The sequence below is a fragment of the Fluviicoccus keumensis genome, assembly GCF_004217445.1.
Classification (GTDB): domain Bacteria; phylum Pseudomonadota; class Gammaproteobacteria; order Pseudomonadales; family Moraxellaceae; genus Fluviicoccus; species Fluviicoccus keumensis.
In genome coordinates this window covers 216,351-235,346 of record NZ_SHKX01000010.1, presented here as the reverse complement: position 1 = coordinate 235,346, position 18,996 = coordinate 216,351, and the positions used below count along the sequence as shown (strand labels likewise).

Sequence of the window (18,996 nt, the reverse complement as noted above, 5' to 3'; positions counted from 1 at the left end):
GATGATTGATCCCTCATGGAAACGCTTCATGTAGACCTTGGAAACCGAGGCTATCCGATTTTTATTGGTGAAAACTTACTTGAAAAGCCTGAGTGCCTGATTCCATTCATCACCGGAAATCAGGTTCTGGTTGTTTCCAATACCACTGTCGCGCCGCTTTATCTTGAAAAAGTCATTAAAAATCTGACAGATGCGGGCAAGCAGGTCATTACACATATTTTGCCTGACGGCGAGCAATTCAAGACACTGGAACAGGTTGAGGGAATTTTCACTTCGCTTCTCAAGGGGCGTTTCAACCGGGATTGCTCGATAGCGGCTTTGGGGGGAGGGGTTGTCGGGGATATGAGCGGTTTTGCCGCGGCATGCTACCAGCGAGGCGTCGATTTCGTTCAGATACCGACAACGTTGCTTTCCCAGGTAGACTCATCCGTTGGCGGGAAAACCGGCGTCAATCATGCGCTTGGCAAGAATATGATTGGAGCATTCAAGCAGCCCAAAGTGGTGCTGGCAGACGTGGGGGTGTTGGATACCCTGAATGCACGGGAGTTTTCTGCGGGACTGGCGGAAATCATCAAATACGGACTTATTCGCGACAATCATTTCATAGTCTGGCTGGAAACCAATATTGAAAAAATGATGATGCGTGATAAGGCCGTGGTAGCAGAGGCGGTGTCGCGCTCTTGTCGCAACAAGGCCGAGGTTGTGGCAGCAGACGAATTTGAGACGGATCAGCGCGCCTTGTTGAATCTGGGGCATACCTTTGGCCATGCGATTGAAACGTCGGAGGGCTACGGATCATGGTTGCACGGCGAGGCTGTCGCGACCGGGATGCTTATGGCGGCGGATTTATCATGGCGCAGCGGCTGGATTAGCCAAGAGGATGTTTTAAGGGTTCGCCGATTATTGCTACGCGCCGGATTGCCGGTAGTGCCGCCGGTACACATGACACCGGCACAGTTTCTTGAGTTAATGGCGGTCGATAAAAAGGTGCAGGCAGGCAAGTTACGACTGGTTCTGCTGAAAGCCTTGGGTGATGCCGTGATCACTGCAGATTTTTCTTGGGAGTTACTGCAGCAAACGTTGGCTGCCGGAAGTTCTTTGGGACAGGTGTCGCCATGACTGCGGCCGGCGTAAGTCGTGAATGGGGTACTGCTTTAGCGCTGGTTAGCCTGATGCTGATTCTGGATATGTCTGCGTTGGCCCTGAAAAGCCGCAAGGCAACGGAAGAGCCGGCTATCCAGGATGTTTTCATGAAGGACAAGCCCCAATTTACCCCTGACCTTGGGCAATTGCTTTCACTGGTTCCCCTAACGGATTATGTGGCGACTACGCCTGAAACTCATGGGCCGCAATATCGCACCGCCGATTGGCTGAAAGCCCAGGGAGGATTGGCCTGGACACTGCAAGTCATGCAGTCTGAAGATGAGAACGTCATCAAGGAGTATCTGGCCAAGCGCCCGGACCGTGAGCAGTTTGCATATTTTGCCCAGAAGATTGACGGCGGCATTGTTTATGTCGCGGTCTTCGGTAACTTTGTGACCCGTGAACTGGCCATGGGAGAAGCGGAAACGACCGATTTCGGGTTACAACAAGGCGTTCCCGCACCGATGAAGCTGGCTGATTATGTAGCCCAGGTTCCGATCCTGGAGCCAGCTATTGATGCACCTCCGCCACCGACCTATGGCGACGTGCCGGAAGTGGCGGCACCTGCGGATGCAGCCCCCGATACTGAGGGGGCTTCGACGGCGCCAGCAGATGGAACTTCACCTGCCCCTGCCCCCGGGCCGGTGCCCCGCCCCGGAACATTCGATCCGTTTTCAACGGCGCCTTGACAGTCAGGTCAGGCTTCGCATGAGGGGGCGAGCGCCCCCGCAAATGGATTTCCTGCTTTGTGAGTCTGAACATGCAGTCCTCAATTTGCCAACACTGCGGCCAAGCCATTGATGAGTGCGCGCACACGGGCAACAAGCCGGCGCGGCCCTCGCCCGCGCCTTTGGCTGCAGCGCAATTGGTAGAGACAGTGGATTATTATCTTGAGCAGGGAAATTGGGTTTTTACGGCCGACTATCATCGTAAACGCGGTTATTGTTGCGGGAATGGCTGTCGGCATTGCCCCTGGAAGGGCTCGCGCCGCGACTAGCGTCAGTCCTGTTCCGGGTGTATCCGGTTCCTGCCGCCATGCTTGGCTTCGTATAGGCAGCGATCAGCTTCGGCAACCAACTCCTTGATGGTGCGCGCCGTCTCCGGGATTACGCTGGCGACGCCGATACTGACCGTAATCAGGCGTGATGGCCATTCATGATTCATCACAACTTGCCTGAAGCGCTCCGCCAGAACCAGGGCGCCCTCCAGTGGGGTGTTGGGCAAAATTATCGCAAACTCTTCACCGCCATACCGAACGACGCAGTCAATGGTGCGGCTGTTCTGTAGCAGCAACAGGCTGAGTTGCTGAAGGACATGATCCCCGGCCGGATGACCGAACTCGTCATTGTATTCCTTGAAGCGATCGACATCGAGAATCATGACGGCCAGCGGGGTTTTCTGGCGGATGGCGCGGTCACACTCGTAATCCATGCGCTCGTCAAAAACACGGCGATTCTTCAAGCCGGTCAGGGCGTCGGTCGTGGCCAGCAGCGCCAGCTTGACGTTGGCGCTGGAGAGTTGTTTCTGGTGCTCAGCCAGCAATTGCTCCTGGTGTTTGCGCGAGGTGATGTCATGGAATATGGAGCGGATGGCCGTCAGCTTGCCGTTCTCGAACGAGAAGCTGTTGCTGCTTTCCACGATGATTTCGTGGCCGTTTCGGGTCTTCAGGATCAATTCCTGCCGGCTATGGCGGTGACCGGACAGGGCTTGTTTGAACAACAGCGCTGTCTGGCCCATGCTGACGGGATGAATGACATCGACCAGCGTCAGTTGCGGAAGGTCATCCACCTGATATTCCAGCGTTCGTAGCCAGGCGCGGTTTACATACAGAAAGTGGCCGTCCGGCGTAATGCTCTGCACCAGGTCATGGGTGCTGTCGAGGAATTCCCGAAAGCTGGCTTCGGGATTGTCGATAGGTTCGGGCTGGGGGATTGTTTCGCGTTCCCGGGCAGTGTACAGGAAGCCGGACAAGGTCTGGCTATGGGCATAAAGCGGGGTGATTTCCACGACTACCGGGATGGCTTCACCATCCTTGCGCAGGTAGTCGCACTCCAGGCGGTCGACGCCGCGAACGGCGGCGATGGCTGTCAGGCAGTCCAGGCCCGGTCTGATCGTGCGGCCCAACTCGTTGGCCATTTGGGTGGAGCGCTCCTGAATCTGGGCCAGATCATGCAGCAACAGGATGGTGGCGCGGTTGCACAATTCCGTCTCGGTATAGCCCAGATGATAGAGTGCGGAGGGATTGGCGAAGCGGATGACGCCGGCCAAGTCTGTGGCGACCGTCATGGTGGGCAAGGCTTCCAGGATCAGTGTTCCCCAGTCCGGTACAGCGCTGATTTCCGGTGCGGCGGCGGACAGGGAGGGAAGTAGCGGGCTTTCCATGATGATTCGCCAGTGGTGTGTTCTTGTTGTGAAGCAACGGGCCGTCGTTCAAGTTTGAACCACGGCGGTAAAATTTCCAGCCCCCCGCGATGAATTACCGTATTCGGCTCCTGAAATGGAAAAAGGCAGTTACAATAACGGCCTTTCGGATCCGCGAGTATCGTCATGACAGCCCTGAAGAATGACCGTTTCCTGCGTGCGCTTGCGCGTCAGCCCGTCGATGTCACCCCCGTCTGGATGATGCGCCAGGCCGGCCGCTATCTGCCGGAATATCGGGCGACCCGGCAAAAGGCGGGTGATTTCATGGCGCTGTGCAAGAATCACGATCTGGCCTGCGAAGTGACGCTGCAACCGCTGGAGCGCTATCCGCTGGACGCCGCGATCCTCTTTTCGGACATCCTCACCATTCCGGATGCAATGGGGCTGGGGCTGTATTTCGAAACCGGTGAAGGTCCGCGCTTCCGCAAGGTAGTGCGAACGGAGGCGGATGTCGCCGCCCTGCCGGTTCCGGATCCGGAGAGCGATCTGGATTATGTCATCCGTGCGGTTCGGACAATCCGGGGGGCGCTCAATGGCCGGGTGCCGCTGATCGGCTTTTCCGGAAGCCCGTGGACGCTGGCGACGTATATGGTGGAAGGCGGCGGCAGTCGTGATTTCCGCGCCGCCAAGACCATGCTTTATACCCAGCCGCAGTTGATGCATGCCTTGCTCGACAAGCTGGCGGATTCGGTGATTGCCTATCTCAACGCCCAGATCCTGGCGGGAGCCCAGGCCGTGCAGATTTTCGATAGTTGGGGTGGGGCGTTATCGGCGGCGGCCTATCAGGAGTTCTCGTTGGCCTACATGCGCAAGATCGTGCACGGGCTGATCCGCGAGCATGAGGGCCGCAAGGTGCCGGTGATCCTGTTTACCAAGGGTGGCGGCTTGTGGCTGGAAAGCATGGTGGACACCGGCGCGGACGCGCTGGGCCTGGACTGGACCATCGATATCGGTGTGGCGCGTCAGCGCGTAGGCGGCCGGGTGGCATTGCAGGGGAATATGGACCCCTCAGTCCTGTTTTCCTCACCCTCGCAGATCCGTCAGGAAGTGCAGCGCATTCTGGCGGCTTACGGCCATGGTGAGGGACATGTCTTCAATCTGGGACATGGCATTGACCAGCATGTGAATCCCGAGAATGCGGGCGCATTCATCGAGGCCGTGCACGAGTTCAGCGGCGCCTATCACGGCTGATATGGATCGTGGTCATGCATGAAGCGGCCGGGCATTAGCCCGGCCGTTTTACATTCAGCGTACGCTGAGATCGCCTTGACCGAGAATGGGAAATGGCAGCGGGGTCCGTGAATTGGCATAGTCATCATTTTCCAGCATGCGTTGCATGCCGATCATGATGCTGTAAGGGGCGGCGCGCTGGACATAATTATTCGCCCAGGCCGGGATGTTGCCGCCCGGATCGACGTAGCCTTCCGCTTCCACCTTGACGCGCTTCCCGGGTAACGGCGTGAAACGGACCGTCATGTCCTCGGCGGCCATGCGCACCAGATCAGGCTTGAGCGGAATGAAGCCCGGTTCGGCGCGGACGGTCATGACGATGTCGTTATGGCTACGGCTCTGCGGTTCAATGACTGCATGGAGGACAGCATCGCGTCCCGGGATTCCGTGCGGAGTACGATGACGGAAGTAAAGGTAGTATTCCGTGGCCGACACTTTCTTCAGCAGGCGCGACTCCAGCACTTCCCAATACCATTTCCGGTAGTTGTCGAAATCGAGCATGATCCGGGCATAGGACTCCATCGAGCCTTCCAGCGTCGCTTCGACCTTGAATGAACGGAAGCGTTTCTGGTCTTCCTGCTTGATCCAGGTGCGAATGTTGCGTTTGCGGTCGTTACGGACCTCTACCCAGGTATTGCCCAATTTTCCTTGCAGTTCCGCCATGTCATCGGCGTCGGCGCGGGCGGGGGAAGCCGGTAGCAAGAGTCCGAGGGAAAGCAGGGCGGCGAGCCAGAGTGGATGGACCATGACAGAACTCCTGTTCAGCTATTGTCGTTTTTGTGGTCGGATACGGATGGCGAATACGGCACGACCGTGCCAATCGCGGGGTGAAGTTAATCAGGTGCTGTGGTTAAACAATCGCCATCACGCGCCATCGGCGGGACAAATGACGTCAGTGTTCCTGGGCGGAACGAAGATGTTTCAGCCGGGATTTCAGGAGTGGACGCGACTCGCCGCCAGACCGGGAGACTCATCCCCCGTGTCGACAAGGCGGGTGAACTCGGCCAGGTAGCCCGCAATGAGGTCCGGGTGGCTGAGTTGAACCCAGTGTCCGGCGGCGACATTGCGCCGCCAGAGCTTGTGCGCCCAACCGGTCAGATCATCAAACAGGCCGGGCGTCACAAAGATGTCGTCGGTCGGCACGACCAGCTGTACCGGCACATCGGTCCAGCGGCCTTCGGGATGCAGCAGGCGCTTCAGGAAATTGGCCCGATACAGCTTGATGCCATGCAGACCGTCGCTGGCCTGGGTAGGGAATTGTTCCGCTTCCAGCGCGTGATTCAACTCGGCAATCCGCGCGGGCCATTTGTTGAACGCCAGACGCCAGGTCAGGCGTGGCAACAACGGCAGGTGGAAGGAGGCGATATACCAGGAATGCAGCAGCTGGTTGAGGACGCGCTGACGGCGGGCGTCGTCGTGAGGTTGGCGGAAGCTGCGCTGCATCCAGAACGCGGCATGATCCAGGCTGGGGCCGGAGATTGAGGTGAAAGAGGCGATGCAGCCTTGCAGGAGCGGCGTGGTCACCGCCTCCCAGCACTGGATGGAGCCCCAGTCATGTCCGGCCAGATGAACAGGATGATCAGGGCTGACCACGTCTATGACACAGGCCAGATCTTCCACCAGACAGGCCATCCGGTAATCACGGGTACGGGCGGGAATATCCGAGTTTCCGGCGCCGCGGACATCGGGAGCGACTACGTAGAACCGGCGCATCAGCCGCTCGGCGATACCGGTCCAGATCAGGCTGTTATCCGGAAAACCGTGCACCAGAACCAGGACAGGCCGTGAGCGATCCCCCCAGCAGCGGACATTCAGGCGTATCGGCCCGTTACGGACCTCAAGGCAGGAGCTGGATATGGGCATGGTCAAGGATCCCAACGATCCATTTTGAACTGGCGGATTACCGTGGTCAGGCGCGCGGTATAACGGCCGTGCTCACTGGTCAGCGGCTCCAGCGCCGGGGCCAGCGTTCGTCCGGATAACGGGCGTTTTTGCTGGCGTAGCTGTGCCCGGACGGTCCGGAAATTGGCGCCGGCGGGCTCGGTATTGATGGTCAGCACCCAGGCATGCATGTCTTCGGGCGCCAGGGTGCGATTGCCCGCCATGCAGCGGGGGGCGCAGGCCGGGGGGAAACGGGTTGGCTTGGGTTTGCGCCAGCCGTACTCCAGCCAGCCTTGCGCCAGCGCCAGAGAGGGCGGCACTACGTCCATGCGGCTGAGCAGGGCGTTGAAAAAGTTGCGGTCCCCGCGCTGGCGCGGTTCGAGCCCGTACTTTTCGGCATTCAGTTTCAGCCAGTTGAAGTCGTCCTCGGAAATGTCATCGCTGGACAGGTATTGCCGGGCAATCGCGTCCACCCGTTGGCGGTCGGCAAGTATTTCACGATTAAGGGTTTGCAGGCGCGCACCCATCGCCGCCCAAGGCGGCGGGGCGGGGCGGGCCTGGGCCGCAGCGGCGATCAGGCTGAGACCAACCGCCAGCAAGCGCGGCAGGAGGCGGGGTTTAGAGGTGGCGAGTGAAGAGTTGTTCGGTCGCATGGGCCAGTCGCAGATCATTTTCGTGGACTCCCCCCAAGTCGCGGGTATACCAGCAGACCCGGATGAAACCCCAACCAATCGTGATTTCCGGGTGGTGCTGTACGGCTTCGGCCAGCTCCGCCAAGCGCGCGGCCAGTCGGGCGGCCGCAGCGAAATCCGGGGTTTCCCATTGCCGAAACAGGCGGTCGATGCCGGTCGAGCGATCCAACCGCCAATGCGGCAAAGACAGGCATTGGTGTTCCAGCAGAGCCGCCTGATAAAGTCCGGACGGCGACCAGGGAGCAAGTTCCGGCAGGGTCAGATGCAGTTCTGCGCTTTTTTCCACGCATCAATTTCTGTTTGCGAGCCGAAGACCTGGTCAACCACGCCCAGACCATCAACCTTGCGTTGTTCGTAGCCCTTGCCGGGAATGGTCATGTCGGTGACCAGGGTCACCAGCATCGCCTTCATCCGTTCCGGTTGGTAGACCTCTTGACGATGCTGGACGATATAGGAAAAGTCACCGCGGCGTACCACGAAAAACCCGTAATAAATGGTATTGTCCAGCGCATCTTTGGGGAGGCTTTCCGGCTTCATGGTCATGCTGACGATGGCCAGCAAACCTTCACCCACGTCCGAGTTCACGGTGTCCTTGAACAGGACTTTCCGTTCCAGGATGGTTTTTTCCTTGTCGAGCACATCGCTGAGGTAATAGCTCAGCACCATGTCATTCAGCGTCCGGTCATTCGCGAACGAGGGCGGACGGACGACGGGATGCGCAATCAGGTTCAGGTAATCGATCCGGAAGAAGCGGTTCTTGCTGTCCCAGATATTGAGGCTGCCGCCGTAGGGCTCGCATTGCTCGGTCAGTTCGAGCTTGCCTTGCAGCGCCTGGCTGCTCAGATTGAAAGAATACGCACCGCCGGGGGCATGGTAGGCGGCCTGAGTCTGGGGATAGGGACCATTCGATGCACAGCCGGCCAGTCCGGCCAGGGCGAGACAAGCAGCTGCGAGCCTTCCGCGAATCATTGTTTTCTCCTCAGTTCAGGTCGTGACGCACGCCGGCAAGTCCTACGATTCCAGTTCGGTCCAGCGTTCGAGCAAGTGTAACAGTTCTTCTTCTATTTCCGCCAAGCGCCGGCTGGCGGTTGCGGCGCCATCCGGATCCTTGACATAGATGTCCGGATTATCCAGACGCGCCTGCAGATCGGCTTGTTCGGCCTCCAGCGCTTCGCAGCGCGCAGGCAGGGCCGTTAGTTCGCGCTGCTCATTGTAGCTCAATTTCTTTTTGGGAATAGCGGGTTTTTCCCGGATTTCCGGGACTTCGGTCACAGGCGCATTCTTCACGGGAGCCTTGCCGGTAATGGCGGCGGGCGCCCGGCCCTCGGTCTGGCGCAACCAATCAGTATAACCGCCAACAAACTCTTCGACGCGGCCGTTGCCCATGAACGCCCAGGAGCCGGTGACGACATTGTCGACAAAGGCGCGGTCGTGGCTGATCAGCAGCAGCGTGCCCTGATAGGCGTCCAGCTTGTCTTCCAGCAGTTCCAGTGTTTCGATGTCGAGGTCGTTGGTGGGTTCGTCCATGACCAGCAGGTTGGACGGACGGCTGAACAGCCGCGCCAGCAGCACCCGGTTGCGCTCGCCGCCGGACAGGGCCTTGACCGGTGTCCGGGCGCGTTGTGGCGTGAACAGGAAGTCCTGCAAGTAGCTGAGTGCGTGCTTGCGCTCGCCGTTGATATCGATGAAGTCGGAGCCGCCGGCAATGTTGTCCAGCACCGATTTTTCTTCATCCAGCTGGTTGCGCAGCTGGTCAAAGTAGGCGACTTCGAGCTTGGTGCCGCGCTTGATCTGCCCGGCGGCGGCCGGGTCCTCGCCCAGGATGACCCGGATCAGGCTGGTCTTGCCGACGCCGTTTTCGCCCAGCAGTGCAATCTTGTCGCCGCGCATGACAGTGGCGTTGAAGCCCCGGACCAGTTCACGGTCGCCGGCCTTGACCGTCAGGTCGTGAATGTCGAGCACCAGCTTGCCGGACTTCTCGGCTTCCTGGATGCTGATGCTGGCGTTGCCGACGCGCTCCCGGCGCTCGGCGCGTTCCCGGCGCAGTTCGATCAGGGCGCGCACCCGGCCTTCGTTGCGGGTGCGGCGCGCCTTGATGCCCTGACGGATCCAGACTTCTTCCTCGGCCAGTTTCTTATCGAAGAGGGCGTTCTGCTTGGCTTCGGCTTCCAGCAGTTGCGGCTTTTCGGCCATGTATTGTGAGTAACTGCCGGTAAAACTGCGCAAACGGCCGCGATCGAGTTCGACCACGCGGGTGCTGACGCGGTCGAGGAAGGCGCGGTCGTGGCTGATGAAGACGACGGTGCCGTTGTAGTTACCCATGAAGTTTTCCAGCCACTGGATGCTGGTGACATCCAGGTGGTTGGTGGGTTCGTCCAGCAGCAGGATGTCCGGTTGCTGCACCAGCGCCTGCGCCAGCAGCACGCGGCGCTTGCGGCCGCCGGACAGGCTGTCGAGCGGGGCGTCGCCATCCAGCTCCATGCGGCTGAGCACTTCCTCGACACGCTGTTGCAGCGACCAGCTGTCGTGGTCGGCCATGTCGGACTGGATGGCCAGCAGTTTGTCGCAGGCGTCGGCATCGCCCAGTTCGCAGGCGTGACTGAGGTGGTGATATTGCTGCAACAGTTTGGCCGGTTCGCCAAGCCCGCTGGCAACGATATCGAAAACATCGCCTTCCAGCCCCTTCGGCACTTCCTGCGGCATGGTGGCGATGGTCAGGCCCTGCTGGCGCGAGACTTCGCCCGAATCCGGCTGCAATTCGCCGAACAGGATCTTCATCAGCGTCGACTTGCCTTCGCCGTTGCGGCCGAGGATACAGAGCCGCTCGCCGCGCTCCAGGCTGAAGTCGGCCTTGTCGAGCAACAAGGGGCCGCCAAAGCCAAGGGAAACGGAACGGAGGGTCAGCAGGGCCATGAGAGGATTACCGGGGGTGAAAGAGGGCGACATAGTAGCAAAATCCCGGCGGCAAACGGCAGGGGAATTGCAGGACGGCAGGCGGATGCAGCCGTTATACTGCTGTTTGAACGGGAAATTGATGAGGATGACACCGCATGTCCACCGAGCGTCTGGACGATCTGGAAATCAAGATGGCCTTCCAGGAGGAGCTGGTCGAGGCCCTGAACGGCGTCGTGGGGCGCCAGCAGCAGGAAATCGAGTTGTTGCAGCAGCAGGTCCGTTACCTTTACCGGCAAATCCGCGACCTGCGGCCGGTGGACGAGGCCGCTCCCGCGCCCGAGGACGAAGTTCCGCCCCATTATTGATGCCTTGACTGTCAGGAGTCTGGAAACGCATGCACGCCGAGCTGTTCCTGCAGGATCTCGCCATGATCATGATGGTGGCGGGACTGGTGACTGTCCTGTTCCACCGCCTGAAGCTGCCGGTGGTGCCCGGTTACATCCTGGCGGGCCTGATCATCGGCCCGCACACGCCGCCGTTTGCCCTGATCCATGACCTGCAGACCATCCACACGCTGGCCGAATTGGGCGTGGTCTTCCTACTGTTTTCGCTGGGGCTGGAGTTCAACCTGAAGAAGCTGGGGCGGGTGGGGGCGGCGGCACTGGTGGCGGCCACGCTGGAAACCTCGCTGATGATCTGGGTGGGCTACCAGATCGGCCGCTATTTCGGCTGGCAGACCATGGATGCGGTGTTCCTCGGTGCGATGATGGCCATTTCCTCGACCACGGTGATCGTCAAGACCCTGGGCGAACTGGGGCTGAAGAACCAGAAATTCGCCCATTACATTTTCGGAATGCTGATTGTCGAAGATATCCTGGCGATTGCCATTCTGGCCCTGTTGTCCGGCGTGGCAAGTTCGGGCGGCATCAGCTTCGGCTCGGTGGCGCAGACGCTGGCGGAACTGGCGCTGTTCATGATCGTGACGCTGGTGGTGGGTATCCTGGCGGTGCCGCGGCTGCTGGCGTATGTGGCGTCCTTCCGCAGTCAGGAAACGCTGCTGGTGGCGGTACTGGGTTTGTGTTTCGGCTTCTGCCTGCTGGTGACGAAACTGCATTACAGCATGGCGCTGGGTGCGTTCCTGATGGGAGCGATCATTGCCGAGTCGCGGCAGTTGCGCCAGATCGAGCGGCTTGTGGAACCGCTGCGCGACATGTTCAGCGCCATTTTCTTCGTGGCGGTGGGGCTGCTGCTGAATCCGCAGGTGCTGATTGACTACGCCGTGCCGGTGCTGGTGATCACGCTGGCGGTGATTGCGGGCAAGGTGGCGGGCGCCAGCTTCGGATTACTGCTGGCCGGGCAGAACGGTTCGACGGCGCTGCGCGCCGGTTTCGGGCTGGCGCAGATTGGTGAGTTCTCCTTCATTATCGCCAGTCTGGGCGTCAGCCTGAAAGTGACCAGCGATTTCCTGTTTCCGATCGCGGTGGCGGTATCCACGCTGACGGCCTTTTTCGGGCCGTGGCTGATGAAGAGCGCCGATCCGCTGTCGCGCCTTCTGGGACAATGGATGCCGCGCCGGGTAGTCGGGGTGTGGGAAGCCTATGATGTCTGGCTGCAAAGCCTGAGCCCGCAAAACGAGGATGAGGTGCTGCTGGCGAAGATGATCCGCCGCATCCTGGTGCACGCCTTCGTCAATCTGGCGCTGGTGATCGCGATCTTTGTGTCGGCGGCGGCGTTCTTTGACGGCGTGAAGGTGTATCTGCCGCAATTGATCCGCCATGAGGGGCTGGAAATGGCGGCGGTGTGGGCGGGCGCGCTGTTCCTGTCGCTGCCGTTCCTGATTGCGGCCTACCGCAAGCTGAAGGCGCTGAGCATGCTGCTGGCGGAAATGGGCGTGAAGCCGGAAGTCGCGGGGCAATACACGGTGCAGGCGCGCAAGGTGGTGTCGGAACTGATTCCGATCGTGGCGATGCTGGTGATGGTGCTGCTGGTGGCGGCGCTCAGCGCCAGCATCCTGCCGCCCGCGCCCTTGCTGGTGGGCGTGCTGGTGGGCATGGGGCTGCTGCTGCCCTTGCTGTGGAAGCGTTTCGTGCGGTTGCACTCGCGCTTGCAGATTGCGTTGATGGAGACGCTGGAGGAAGAGGGCGGGGAGTAAATGAACCGGCCTGACAGGTTTCCGTCAGGCCGGGACAGGCTCAGGAACGCTGCTTCGGCACCCAGGCCCACAGCATTTCACAGCGGATCGGCTCGTTGCCGGTTTCGTCGGTGACGATCACCGGCACCAGCACTTCCCCCTTCGGCTCGCTCTGGATGCGGGCGATGTCTTCCGGCTTCAGGTGCGCCACGGCCACCATGTCGCCTTGCGAACGCTTCAGGTATTCCACCTTCAGGCTCTTGATCAGCGGCAGCTTGTCGTCCGGCAGGTTGATGCCGACGCAGAAGCCGGTGGCGGTTTCGGCCAGCAGCGCCATGGCGGCGGCGTGCACGTTCTTGATGTGGTTCTGCACCTTGCGGCGGTTGCGGATGCTGACCACCACGCGCTCGGGCGTCAGTTCCTCATAGACCAGCCCGGCGGTGCCGACCAGCGGCACCACATTGCCGAAAATCTTGGAAATGGCCTTGGCGCGGATATTGGCGGGAAGCCACTGGGTGGCGTTGACAAGCTTCTGGACCTGGTTGGCCATGACGGATTCCTCGGGAGTGGGTTGACGGACCGAGTCTGGCTCAGTCCTTGAAGTTATTGAATTGCAGCGGAATGCCGAATGACTGTCCGCGCAGCAAATTCATCACGGCCTGCAGGGTGTCCTTCTTCTTGTCGGTAACACGCACTTTGTCGCCCTGAATACTGGCCTGCGCCTTGATCCCGGATTCCTTGATTGCTTTGGCAATCTTCTTGGCGGTGTCGCTGTCCAGACCGTCCTTCAGCTTGATGATCTGGTGCATTTCCTTGCCGGATGCGGTCATCTTCTGCGGGTCCAGGCATTGCGGGTCGATCTTGCGCTTCAGCATGTGATTTTCGAAGATGGCGAAGACCTGTTCCACCTGGAAATCCGACTCGCCGGTCAGCTTCACTTCCTTGGTCTTTTCATTCAGCTCCACCTTGACGTTCGAGCCGCGGAAATCGAAACGGGTGGCGATTTCCTTGGTGGTGTTGCCCACCGCATGGTTCACTTCAAACATTTCCAGTTCGGAAACAACATCAAAAGAAGGCATAATCCACCTCGCCAGCACAATTTGGCGCGAAGTCTAGCACGCAGAGGAAACCCCCGAAATGGCCTTGCAATACCGCATCATCCCCGTCACGCCCTATGAACAGAACTGCACGCTGCTGTGGTGCGATGAAACGATGGAAGGCGCGCTGGTTGACGCCGGAGGCGATATTCCCAAGCTGCGGGCGGCGGTGGAAAAGGCCGGGGTGAAGCTGGTGAAGCTGTTGGTGACGCACGGTCATCTCGATCATGTCGGCGGCGTGCTGGCGTTGGCGGAAGAACTGGCGCTGCCAATCGAAGGCCCGCAGCGCGAGGAGAAATTCTGGCTGGACATGCTGCCACAGCAGGCAATGATGTTCCGCTTCCCGCCCGCCCGCGCCTTCGAACCGACGCGCTGGCTGGAAGACGGCGATACCGTCACCGTCGGCAAGCTGGAATTCGAGGTGCGTTACTGTCCCGGCCATACGCCGGGGCATATTGTCTTCATCAATCATGCGGCGAAGCTGGCGATGGTGGGCGATGTACTGTTTGCCGGTTCCATCGGCCGCACCGATTTCCCGCGCGGTGACTACGACACCCTGATCCAGTCCATTCGCGGTCGGCTGTTCACCTTGGGCGACGATTACCGCTTCATTCCGGGGCACGGCCCGATGTCCACCTTCGGTCAGGAAAAGGCGACCAATCCGTTTGTCGGCGGCCGTTTCGGCTGATGTCCCTATATGAGAAGACGCGGCGGGGCTTGATTTTGGTCAGGTCGGGCCAACCCGCGCCGGACGGTGCAAAAACGCGGACTGGAGGGCGTGACAACCGAGCAACACTCGGATTAAGCTCGGTAACAATCCCTCATTATTCTGATCGGGCCGGCGGGATTTCCGGCCCCTGAAAACAAGATCGGAACCGCGCCGCGACGGCTGACGGTTCCGAGCGGAGCCGCGCCTTCATGACCCAGCAACTCGCTTTTGCCACCGATCCGCATTTTCACCATCCCTCGTTCCATCGTCAGGTGGATTATCCGCTCAGTTGGCAGGCGCGTCTGTTCAACCTGGCCACCAAGCTGACGGTGAAGCCGGTGCTGCAATACGCCGCCGTCACCAACAACACCATGAATGTGGTGAACCAGATTTACCGGCTGACCAGCCCGTTCACGACGCATGTCCCTGATTTTGTGAAAATTACCCCGGTGTCTTTTGAACACTGCTACGGCGAGTGGGTGCGCTCCGGCAAGCGGCTGAAGGAAGAGAAGGTCATCTATTACCTGCATGGCGGCGGCTACTTCTTTTCCTCCATCGAGCAACATCGCCCACTGACCTGGCGGCTGTCGCGGGCGTTGCACCGGCCGGTGTTCGCCATCAACTACCGCAAGGCGCCGGACTGGCAATTCCACCATTGGCTGGATGATGCCGTGACCGGCTACACCTATCTGCTCGACATGGGTTTCAAGCCGGAAAACATCATCGTCTCCGGCGATTCGGCAGGCGGCAACCTGACGCTGATCCTGATGCAGGCGCTGAAGTTCTCCGGCATTTCGCTGCCGGCGGGCTGCATCTGCATTTCGCCGTGGACGGATATTGCCTGTGAAGGCGATTCGATGCATACCAACCGCGATCATGATCCGTTGTTCGCGGCGTCGGCGGTCGAGGCGCTGGGGCAGCACTATGCGAAGGGAGCCTCCACCTGGCATCCGTGGGTGTCGCCGGTGAATTCCGACCTGACCGGGCTGCCGCCGTTGTTGCTGATGGTGGGCAGTACGGAGGTGTTGCGCGATGATGCCCTGCGCCTGGCCGACCGCGCCCGCGCGTCCGGCGTGCCGGTGGTGTATGAGGAGTGGGCGGCGATGCCGCATGTCTTTCCGCTGTTCGCCTTCTTCCTTCCGGAAGGGCGGCGCGCCTACAAGCACATTGCGCGCTTTGTCCACGATCTGGAGAAGTTCCAGGCCGGCGGTTACGCCGATCACTGAGTTCCCGCCCGCCGTTTATCCTCCCGCCGACAGCGCCAGAAGGCGCTCGTAGGCGACGTAATGCCCTACCATGTCCGCCAGCCCCTGTGTCAGCTCCTCGAAGCTGACCGGCGGGCTCGGGTCGGAGAGGTGGCGGATCACCGCGAACACCCCGCCATTGATGAAGATATAGCTCATCGCCGGAATGTTGCGCATGCGCATGTTCTCCGGGTGATGCATCAGGTGGTTCATCACCAGTTCCGACAAAATCTTCACGATCGGGTCCAGATAGCCCTTGATGTCGACCCGGATCGCCTGCCGCGCGCATTTCAGGTAGCGCTCGTCATCCTTGCGCAGGAAGTTGCTGAACTGCCCGAGCAGGGTATGCACCGCTTCGGTAATGTCCATGCGCATCAGCTGCGGCAGCAGCGGCTGGATCATCGCCACCACATCCGTGACCATGCGCTGGTTCATGGCTTCGTAGATCGCCTGCTTGTTGCTGAAGTATTCATAAAGCGAACCGACGCTGATGCCGGCGCGCTCGGCGATATGGCGGGTGGTGGTGCCGGTGATGCCCAATTCGGCGACACATATGAATCCCGCCTCGACGATGGCGTCGACGGTAGCGCGGGAGCGTTGCTGGCGGGGCTTTCTGGGCATGACGGTTTCCGAATTGAATCCGAACAATGGTTCGGATTAATGTGTCATCAATGGATGTAACAGTCAATGGTAGATGACACGATAATCCCCACCCGATTCCACCGGAGCCGCGCCCCATGAACACGACCGTCACCCCGACCGCCGCCAAACCCCGCAAGCTGGCCGGAGCCACCGTCGGCATTCCGCCCCGCCAGATGGAATTCCGCCGCCTGGAAGCGGGATCGCGGTATTTCTACGACAACAATCCGACCGCCACCCTGTTTTTCGCGCTGTTGTCGGCCATCTTTCCGCCCGGTGAGCTGTTCTTCATGGACACCGTGCGCCATTACCGCGACCGCGTCACCGATCCGGTGCTGAAGGCGAAGATTTCCGGTTTCATCGGCCAGGAAGCGATTCACACCCGCGAGCATGAACGCCTGAATGAATTGCTGAAGGCGCGCGGTTTTGATGTGATGGTGGCGCAGAAGGGCGTCGCCGCCGGACTGAAGCTGCTGGAAAAGCTGTCGCCCAGCCAGCAACTGGCCTGCACCACCTTCATGGAGCATTTCACCGCCCTGCTGGGCGAACAGTTGCTGAATGACGAAAACTTCCGCAGCAAGGCCGATCCGGAAATGATCGGGCTGTGGCAGTGGCATGCGTTGGAGGAGCTGGAGCACAAGGCGGTGGCATACGAGGTTTACGAACTGATCGGCAACAGCCGCCTGGAGCGTTGGCTGAGTTATCCGCTGGTGGCGGGCGCGCTGCTGCCGCCGATCCTGGGCAGCTGGCTGTGGATGGTGGCGAAGGACGGGCAGTTGCTGAACTGGAAGGAAAACCGTCGCGGCCTGCAGTTGCTGCTGGGCCGTAACGGTTTTGTGACGCGCATCCTGCCGCGCATGGGACTGTTCGCGCGCAAGGATTTCCATCCGGACCGCCATCACACCGCCGAACTGGAGAAAGTATGGCGCGAGAAACTGTTCGGCGCGCAGGGCATGCTTAATGCCGAACTGCGCAACCGCGAGGCGCTGGCCGTCTGAGCAGCCTCAGTCGCGTTCGCGCGGCTCCAGATGCGTCAGGATGTGGGTGTTGGGCAGGACGTTGGCGATTTCCGCTTCGACCGCGTCGAGCAGGTCGTGACCCTGTTGCACCGACCAGTCGCCCGGCACCTGCACATGCACGGTGATGAACTTGCTGGCGCCGGACTGGCGGGTGCGCAGTTCCGAATAGCGCGCGCCCTGGTCATGGTAGCTGTCGAGGATGCGGCGGATGGCGGCCAGTTCTTCCGACGGCAGGGCGGTGTCCATCAGCCCGGTCACCGAGCGGTACATCAGGTGCATGCCGGTCCAGACGATGTTGGCGGCGACCAGCAGCGCGATCACCGGGTCGAGGATGTACCAGCCGGTCGCGGCCACCAGCGCCACGGCGATCAGCACGCCGGCGGAGGTCCAGACATCGGTCATCAGGTGGTGCGCGTCCGCCTCCAGCGTGATGGAATGATATTGCTTGCCTGCCTTGAACAGCACCCGGGACACCCACAGGTTCACCAGTGAGGCGCCGACCGAGATCGCCATGCCCAGGCCGACCTGCTCGATGGGTTTGGGGTCGAACAGGCGCGGGAAGGCCGTCCAGGCAATGCCCGCCGCCGCCACCAGAATCAGCAGTCCCTCCAGCGCGCTGGAAAAGTATTCCGCCTTGGTGTGGCCGTAGGCGTGGTCGTCATCGGGCGGCTGGGCCGCGACATGCAGCATCGCCAGCGCCATGATCGCCGCCGCCAGGTTCACCAGCGACTCCAGCGCATCGGACAGCAGACCGACCGAGCCGGTGAGGGCGTAGGCCACCATTTTCAGGCCGAGGGTGATCAGGGCGGCGGCGATGGACAACCAGGCAAAGCGGGTCAGTGAGGGAGGCGTCATGACTGAGGCGGCGCTCGGGTGGAAGAGTGACGCGAATGCTAGCACATCCGCCTTAACACTGGCTTAGGCGAGCGGCCGGCTCGCGCGGATTTCGGCAAGTCCTTCATCCAGACGGCGGACCGGCTGGTATCCCAGATCGCGGCGGATGCGGTCCAGCCGGTAACGGCGGGGCAGGGCAATAAAGTCCAGCTGAAAGCGCGAGAGGGGCGGTGTACTTTGCAGCGCCAGCAGACGCCACAGACTCTCGACCAACGGCGCCAGCGGCTTCACCAGCGCGGCGGGCAGGCTGGCTTCCGGCGGCGTCAGGCCATGCGCTTCCATCAGCGCCCCGAGGAATTCCCGCGCCGTCGAGGGCTGGTCATCGGTCACAAAATAGATGCCCTTGTGCAGCCCCCGGTTCATGGCCAGCCTGATGGCTTCCACCACATTGTCCACATGGACGTGCTCCATGGGCGCATGGCCGTGGTCAACCCAGACGAATTGCCCCTTGCGTACTTTCTCCAGCAAGGTATCAAGCTGGCTTTCACCTGCGCCCCAGATGAAGGTGGGCCGCAGGATGATCAGCGTGGTTGGCCCGGCATGGGACAGCAAGGACTGCTCGGCCAGCTTCTTGGCCTTGCCGTACAGGGAATTGGGTTCCAGCGGATAAGGGGTGGACTCATCGATGTCCAGCAGCGGACGGCTGTCTTGCAACACCGATTCGGAACTTAGATAGATGAAGCGCTTGACGCGGCGGTCGCAGGCGAATTGGTACAGCTGCAGGCTGGCTTCAAGGATGTCGTGACGAAAGGTCCGCCAGCGTCCCCAGACATCAATCGGCGCGGCGGCGTGAACCAGGATGTCCTGGCGATCCAGCGCCTTTTCCCAGCGCGGGATATCGCTCAACGAACCGCGAACCGGTGTGGCCCCCAGTGAGGCCAACCGGGTATCGCTGTCAGTCGTGCGCGACAGCGCGGTCACCTGATGGCCTTCTTCCGTTAACCGCCGGATCAGCCGTTGCCCGAGAAAGCCGCTGCCGCCGGTGACAAAGATACGCATGC

21 protein-coding genes are annotated in these 18,996 nt (G+C 60.6%); 9 read left to right on the top strand and 12 right to left on the bottom strand.

The window, feature by feature from the left end:
* The first annotated feature begins 15 nt into the window (after positions 1-15).
* From aroB to EV700_RS17285, 3 genes are all read left to right on the top strand, one after another.
* Positions 16-1,119, top strand: a complete 1,104-nt coding sequence (aroB, locus tag EV700_RS02125) for a 3-dehydroquinate synthase (protein ID WP_130410709.1) — start codon at positions 16-18, stop codon at positions 1,117-1,119.
* Complete coding sequence (locus tag EV700_RS02120) at positions 1,116-1,832, top strand: hypothetical protein (RefSeq protein ID WP_130410708.1); 717 nt, start codon at positions 1,116-1,118, stop codon at positions 1,830-1,832. The genes aroB and EV700_RS02120 overlap by 4 nt, the downstream gene beginning before the upstream one ends.
* Positions 1,833-1,903: 71 nt before the next feature.
* A complete protein-coding gene (locus tag EV700_RS17285; RefSeq protein ID WP_130410707.1) occupies positions 1,904-2,140 on the top strand; it encodes a C1orf53 family protein in 237 nt (78 codons plus the stop codon).
* Positions 2,141-2,142: 2 nt separating this feature from the next.
* Here EV700_RS17285 and EV700_RS02110 read toward each other — a convergent pair whose 3' ends face one another.
* Positions 2,143-3,525 (bottom strand): sensor domain-containing diguanylate cyclase, encoded by a 1,383-nt coding sequence (locus EV700_RS02110; protein ID WP_130410706.1) that lies wholly within the window; start codon positions 3,523-3,525, stop codon positions 2,143-2,145.
* Between the two features lie 165 nt (positions 3,526-3,690).
* On the opposite strand from EV700_RS02110, the gene hemE reads away from it, so the two are divergent.
* Positions 3,691-4,755 carry a uroporphyrinogen decarboxylase gene (hemE, locus tag EV700_RS02105; RefSeq protein WP_130410705.1) on the top strand — a complete coding sequence of 355 codons (1,065 nt, stop codon included), beginning with the start codon at positions 3,691-3,693 and terminating at the stop codon, positions 4,753-4,755.
* Between the two features lie 54 nt (positions 4,756-4,809).
* Here the strand turns inward: hemE and EV700_RS02100 are convergent, their stop codons facing one another.
* The 6 genes from EV700_RS02100 to EV700_RS02075 form a co-directional block, all read right to left on the bottom strand.
* Positions 4,810-5,541 (bottom strand): SRPBCC family protein, encoded by a 732-nt coding sequence (locus tag EV700_RS02100; protein ID WP_130410704.1) that lies wholly within the window; start codon positions 5,539-5,541, stop codon positions 4,810-4,812.
* A 186-nt stretch (positions 5,542-5,727) separates the two neighbouring features.
* The gene (locus EV700_RS02095) at positions 5,728-6,657 is read right to left on the bottom strand and encodes an alpha/beta fold hydrolase (RefSeq protein WP_130410703.1); all 930 of its coding nucleotides are present in this window, start codon (positions 6,655-6,657) and stop codon (positions 5,728-5,730) included.
* A 2-nt stretch (positions 6,658-6,659) separates the two neighbouring features.
* A complete protein-coding gene (locus EV700_RS02090; RefSeq protein WP_130410702.1) occupies positions 6,660-7,328 on the bottom strand; it encodes a hypothetical protein in 669 nt (222 codons plus the stop codon).
* Complete coding sequence (locus tag EV700_RS02085) at positions 7,294-7,653, bottom strand: 4a-hydroxytetrahydrobiopterin dehydratase (protein ID WP_130410701.1); 360 nt, start codon at positions 7,651-7,653, stop codon at positions 7,294-7,296. Before EV700_RS02085 ends, EV700_RS02090 begins: the two co-directional genes overlap by 35 nt.
* Positions 7,626-8,336: a hypothetical protein gene (locus tag EV700_RS02080; protein ID WP_130410700.1), complete on the bottom strand. Its 711-nt coding sequence runs from the start codon at positions 8,334-8,336 to the stop codon at positions 7,626-7,628. Before EV700_RS02080 ends, EV700_RS02085 begins: the two co-directional genes overlap by 28 nt.
* A 42-nt stretch (positions 8,337-8,378) precedes the next feature.
* Positions 8,379-10,280, bottom strand: coding sequence for an ATP-binding cassette domain-containing protein (locus EV700_RS02075; protein WP_130410699.1), 1,902 nt, complete (start codon positions 10,278-10,280; stop codon positions 8,379-8,381).
* A gap of 137 nt (positions 10,281-10,417) precedes the next feature.
* Between EV700_RS02075 and EV700_RS02070 the strand changes: the two genes are divergently transcribed.
* Together EV700_RS02070 and EV700_RS02065 are read left to right on the top strand one after the other, a co-directional pair.
* Positions 10,418-10,627 (top strand): SlyX family protein, encoded by a 210-nt coding sequence (locus EV700_RS02070; protein WP_130410698.1) that lies wholly within the window; start codon positions 10,418-10,420, stop codon positions 10,625-10,627.
* 29 nt (positions 10,628-10,656) lie between these two features.
* A complete protein-coding gene (locus EV700_RS02065) occupies positions 10,657-12,414 on the top strand; it encodes a cation:proton antiporter (RefSeq protein ID WP_130410697.1) in 1,758 nt (585 codons plus the stop codon).
* A 40-nt stretch (positions 12,415-12,454) separates the two neighbouring features.
* On the opposite strand, the gene EV700_RS02060 is transcribed toward EV700_RS02065, so the two are convergent.
* Together EV700_RS02060 and EV700_RS02055 are read right to left on the bottom strand one after the other, a co-directional pair.
* Positions 12,455-12,943, bottom strand: a complete 489-nt coding sequence (locus tag EV700_RS02060; RefSeq protein ID WP_130410696.1) for a DUF4442 domain-containing protein — start codon at positions 12,941-12,943, stop codon at positions 12,455-12,457.
* Positions 12,944-12,983: 40 nt separating this feature from the next.
* Positions 12,984-13,472, bottom strand: coding sequence for a YajQ family cyclic di-GMP-binding protein (locus EV700_RS02055; protein ID WP_130410695.1), 489 nt, complete (start codon positions 13,470-13,472; stop codon positions 12,984-12,986).
* A 58-nt stretch (positions 13,473-13,530) separates the two neighbouring features.
* On the opposite strand from EV700_RS02055, the gene EV700_RS02050 reads away from it, so the two are divergent.
* Complete coding sequence (locus tag EV700_RS02050; RefSeq protein ID WP_130410694.1) at positions 13,531-14,178, top strand: MBL fold metallo-hydrolase; 648 nt, start codon at positions 13,531-13,533, stop codon at positions 14,176-14,178.
* Between the two features lie 230 nt (positions 14,179-14,408).
* The gene (locus EV700_RS02045; protein ID WP_130410693.1) at positions 14,409-15,425 is read left to right on the top strand and encodes an alpha/beta hydrolase; all 1,017 of its coding nucleotides are present in this window, start codon (positions 14,409-14,411) and stop codon (positions 15,423-15,425) included.
* A 15-nt stretch (positions 15,426-15,440) separates the two neighbouring features.
* Here EV700_RS02045 and EV700_RS02040 read toward each other — a convergent pair whose 3' ends face one another.
* Positions 15,441-16,064, bottom strand: a complete 624-nt coding sequence (locus EV700_RS02040) for a TetR/AcrR family transcriptional regulator (protein ID WP_130410692.1) — start codon at positions 16,062-16,064, stop codon at positions 15,441-15,443.
* Between the two features lie 116 nt (positions 16,065-16,180).
* Between EV700_RS02040 and EV700_RS02035 the strand changes: the two genes are divergently transcribed.
* A complete protein-coding gene (locus EV700_RS02035) occupies positions 16,181-17,080 on the top strand; it encodes a metal-dependent hydrolase (protein ID WP_130410691.1) in 900 nt (299 codons plus the stop codon).
* Positions 17,081-17,086: 6 nt separating this feature from the next.
* Here EV700_RS02035 and EV700_RS02030 read toward each other — a convergent pair whose 3' ends face one another.
* Both EV700_RS02030 and EV700_RS02025 read right to left on the bottom strand, forming a co-directional pair.
* On the bottom strand, positions 17,087-17,956 hold the full coding sequence (locus EV700_RS02030; protein ID WP_130410690.1) for a cation diffusion facilitator family transporter: 870 nt from the start codon (positions 17,954-17,956) through the stop codon (positions 17,087-17,089).
* A 63-nt stretch (positions 17,957-18,019) separates the two neighbouring features.
* A complete protein-coding gene (locus EV700_RS02025; protein ID WP_130410689.1) occupies positions 18,020-18,994 on the bottom strand; it encodes an NAD-dependent epimerase/dehydratase family protein in 975 nt (324 codons plus the stop codon).
* Positions 18,995-18,996: the final 2 nt, after the last annotated feature.

Coding starts and splice junctions, on each gene's coding strand:
- aroB (WP_130410709.1), top strand. CDS start 16: ATGGAAACGCTTCATGTAGACCTTGGAAACCGAGGCTATCCGATTTTT.
- EV700_RS02120 (WP_130410708.1), top strand. CDS start 1,116: ATGACTGCGGCCGGCGTAAGTCGTGAATGGGGTACTGCTTTAGCGCTG.
- EV700_RS17285 (WP_130410707.1), top strand. CDS start 1,904: ATGCAGTCCTCAATTTGCCAACACTGCGGCCAAGCCATTGATGAGTGC.
- EV700_RS02110 (WP_130410706.1), bottom strand. CDS start 3,525: ATGGAAAGCCCGCTACTTCCCTCCCTGTCCGCCGCCGCACCGGAAATC.
- hemE (WP_130410705.1), top strand. CDS start 3,691: ATGACAGCCCTGAAGAATGACCGTTTCCTGCGTGCGCTTGCGCGTCAG.
- EV700_RS02100 (WP_130410704.1), bottom strand. CDS start 5,541: ATGGTCCATCCACTCTGGCTCGCCGCCCTGCTTTCCCTCGGACTCTTG.
- EV700_RS02095 (WP_130410703.1), bottom strand. CDS start 6,657: ATGCCCATATCCAGCTCCTGCCTTGAGGTCCGTAACGGGCCGATACGC.
- EV700_RS02090 (WP_130410702.1), bottom strand. CDS start 7,328: ATGCGACCGAACAACTCTTCACTCGCCACCTCTAAACCCCGCCTCCTG.
- EV700_RS02080 (WP_130410700.1), bottom strand. CDS start 8,336: ATGATTCGCGGAAGGCTCGCAGCTGCTTGTCTCGCCCTGGCCGGACTG.
- EV700_RS02075 (WP_130410699.1), bottom strand. CDS start 10,280: ATGGCCCTGCTGACCCTCCGTTCCGTTTCCCTTGGCTTTGGCGGCCCC.
- EV700_RS02070 (WP_130410698.1), top strand. CDS start 10,418: ATGTCCACCGAGCGTCTGGACGATCTGGAAATCAAGATGGCCTTCCAG.
- EV700_RS02065 (WP_130410697.1), top strand. CDS start 10,657: ATGCACGCCGAGCTGTTCCTGCAGGATCTCGCCATGATCATGATGGTG.
- EV700_RS02060 (WP_130410696.1), bottom strand. CDS start 12,943: ATGGCCAACCAGGTCCAGAAGCTTGTCAACGCCACCCAGTGGCTTCCC.
- EV700_RS02055 (WP_130410695.1), bottom strand. CDS start 13,472: ATGCCTTCTTTTGATGTTGTTTCCGAACTGGAAATGTTTGAAGTGAAC.
- EV700_RS02050 (WP_130410694.1), top strand. CDS start 13,531: ATGGCCTTGCAATACCGCATCATCCCCGTCACGCCCTATGAACAGAAC.
- EV700_RS02045 (WP_130410693.1), top strand. CDS start 14,409: ATGACCCAGCAACTCGCTTTTGCCACCGATCCGCATTTTCACCATCCC.
- EV700_RS02040 (WP_130410692.1), bottom strand. CDS start 16,064: ATGCCCAGAAAGCCCCGCCAGCAACGCTCCCGCGCTACCGTCGACGCC.
- EV700_RS02035 (WP_130410691.1), top strand. CDS start 16,181: ATGAACACGACCGTCACCCCGACCGCCGCCAAACCCCGCAAGCTGGCC.
- EV700_RS02030 (WP_130410690.1), bottom strand. CDS start 17,956: ATGACGCCTCCCTCACTGACCCGCTTTGCCTGGTTGTCCATCGCCGCC.
- EV700_RS02025 (WP_130410689.1), bottom strand. CDS start 18,994: ATGCGTATCTTTGTCACCGGCGGCAGCGGCTTTCTCGGGCAACGGCTG.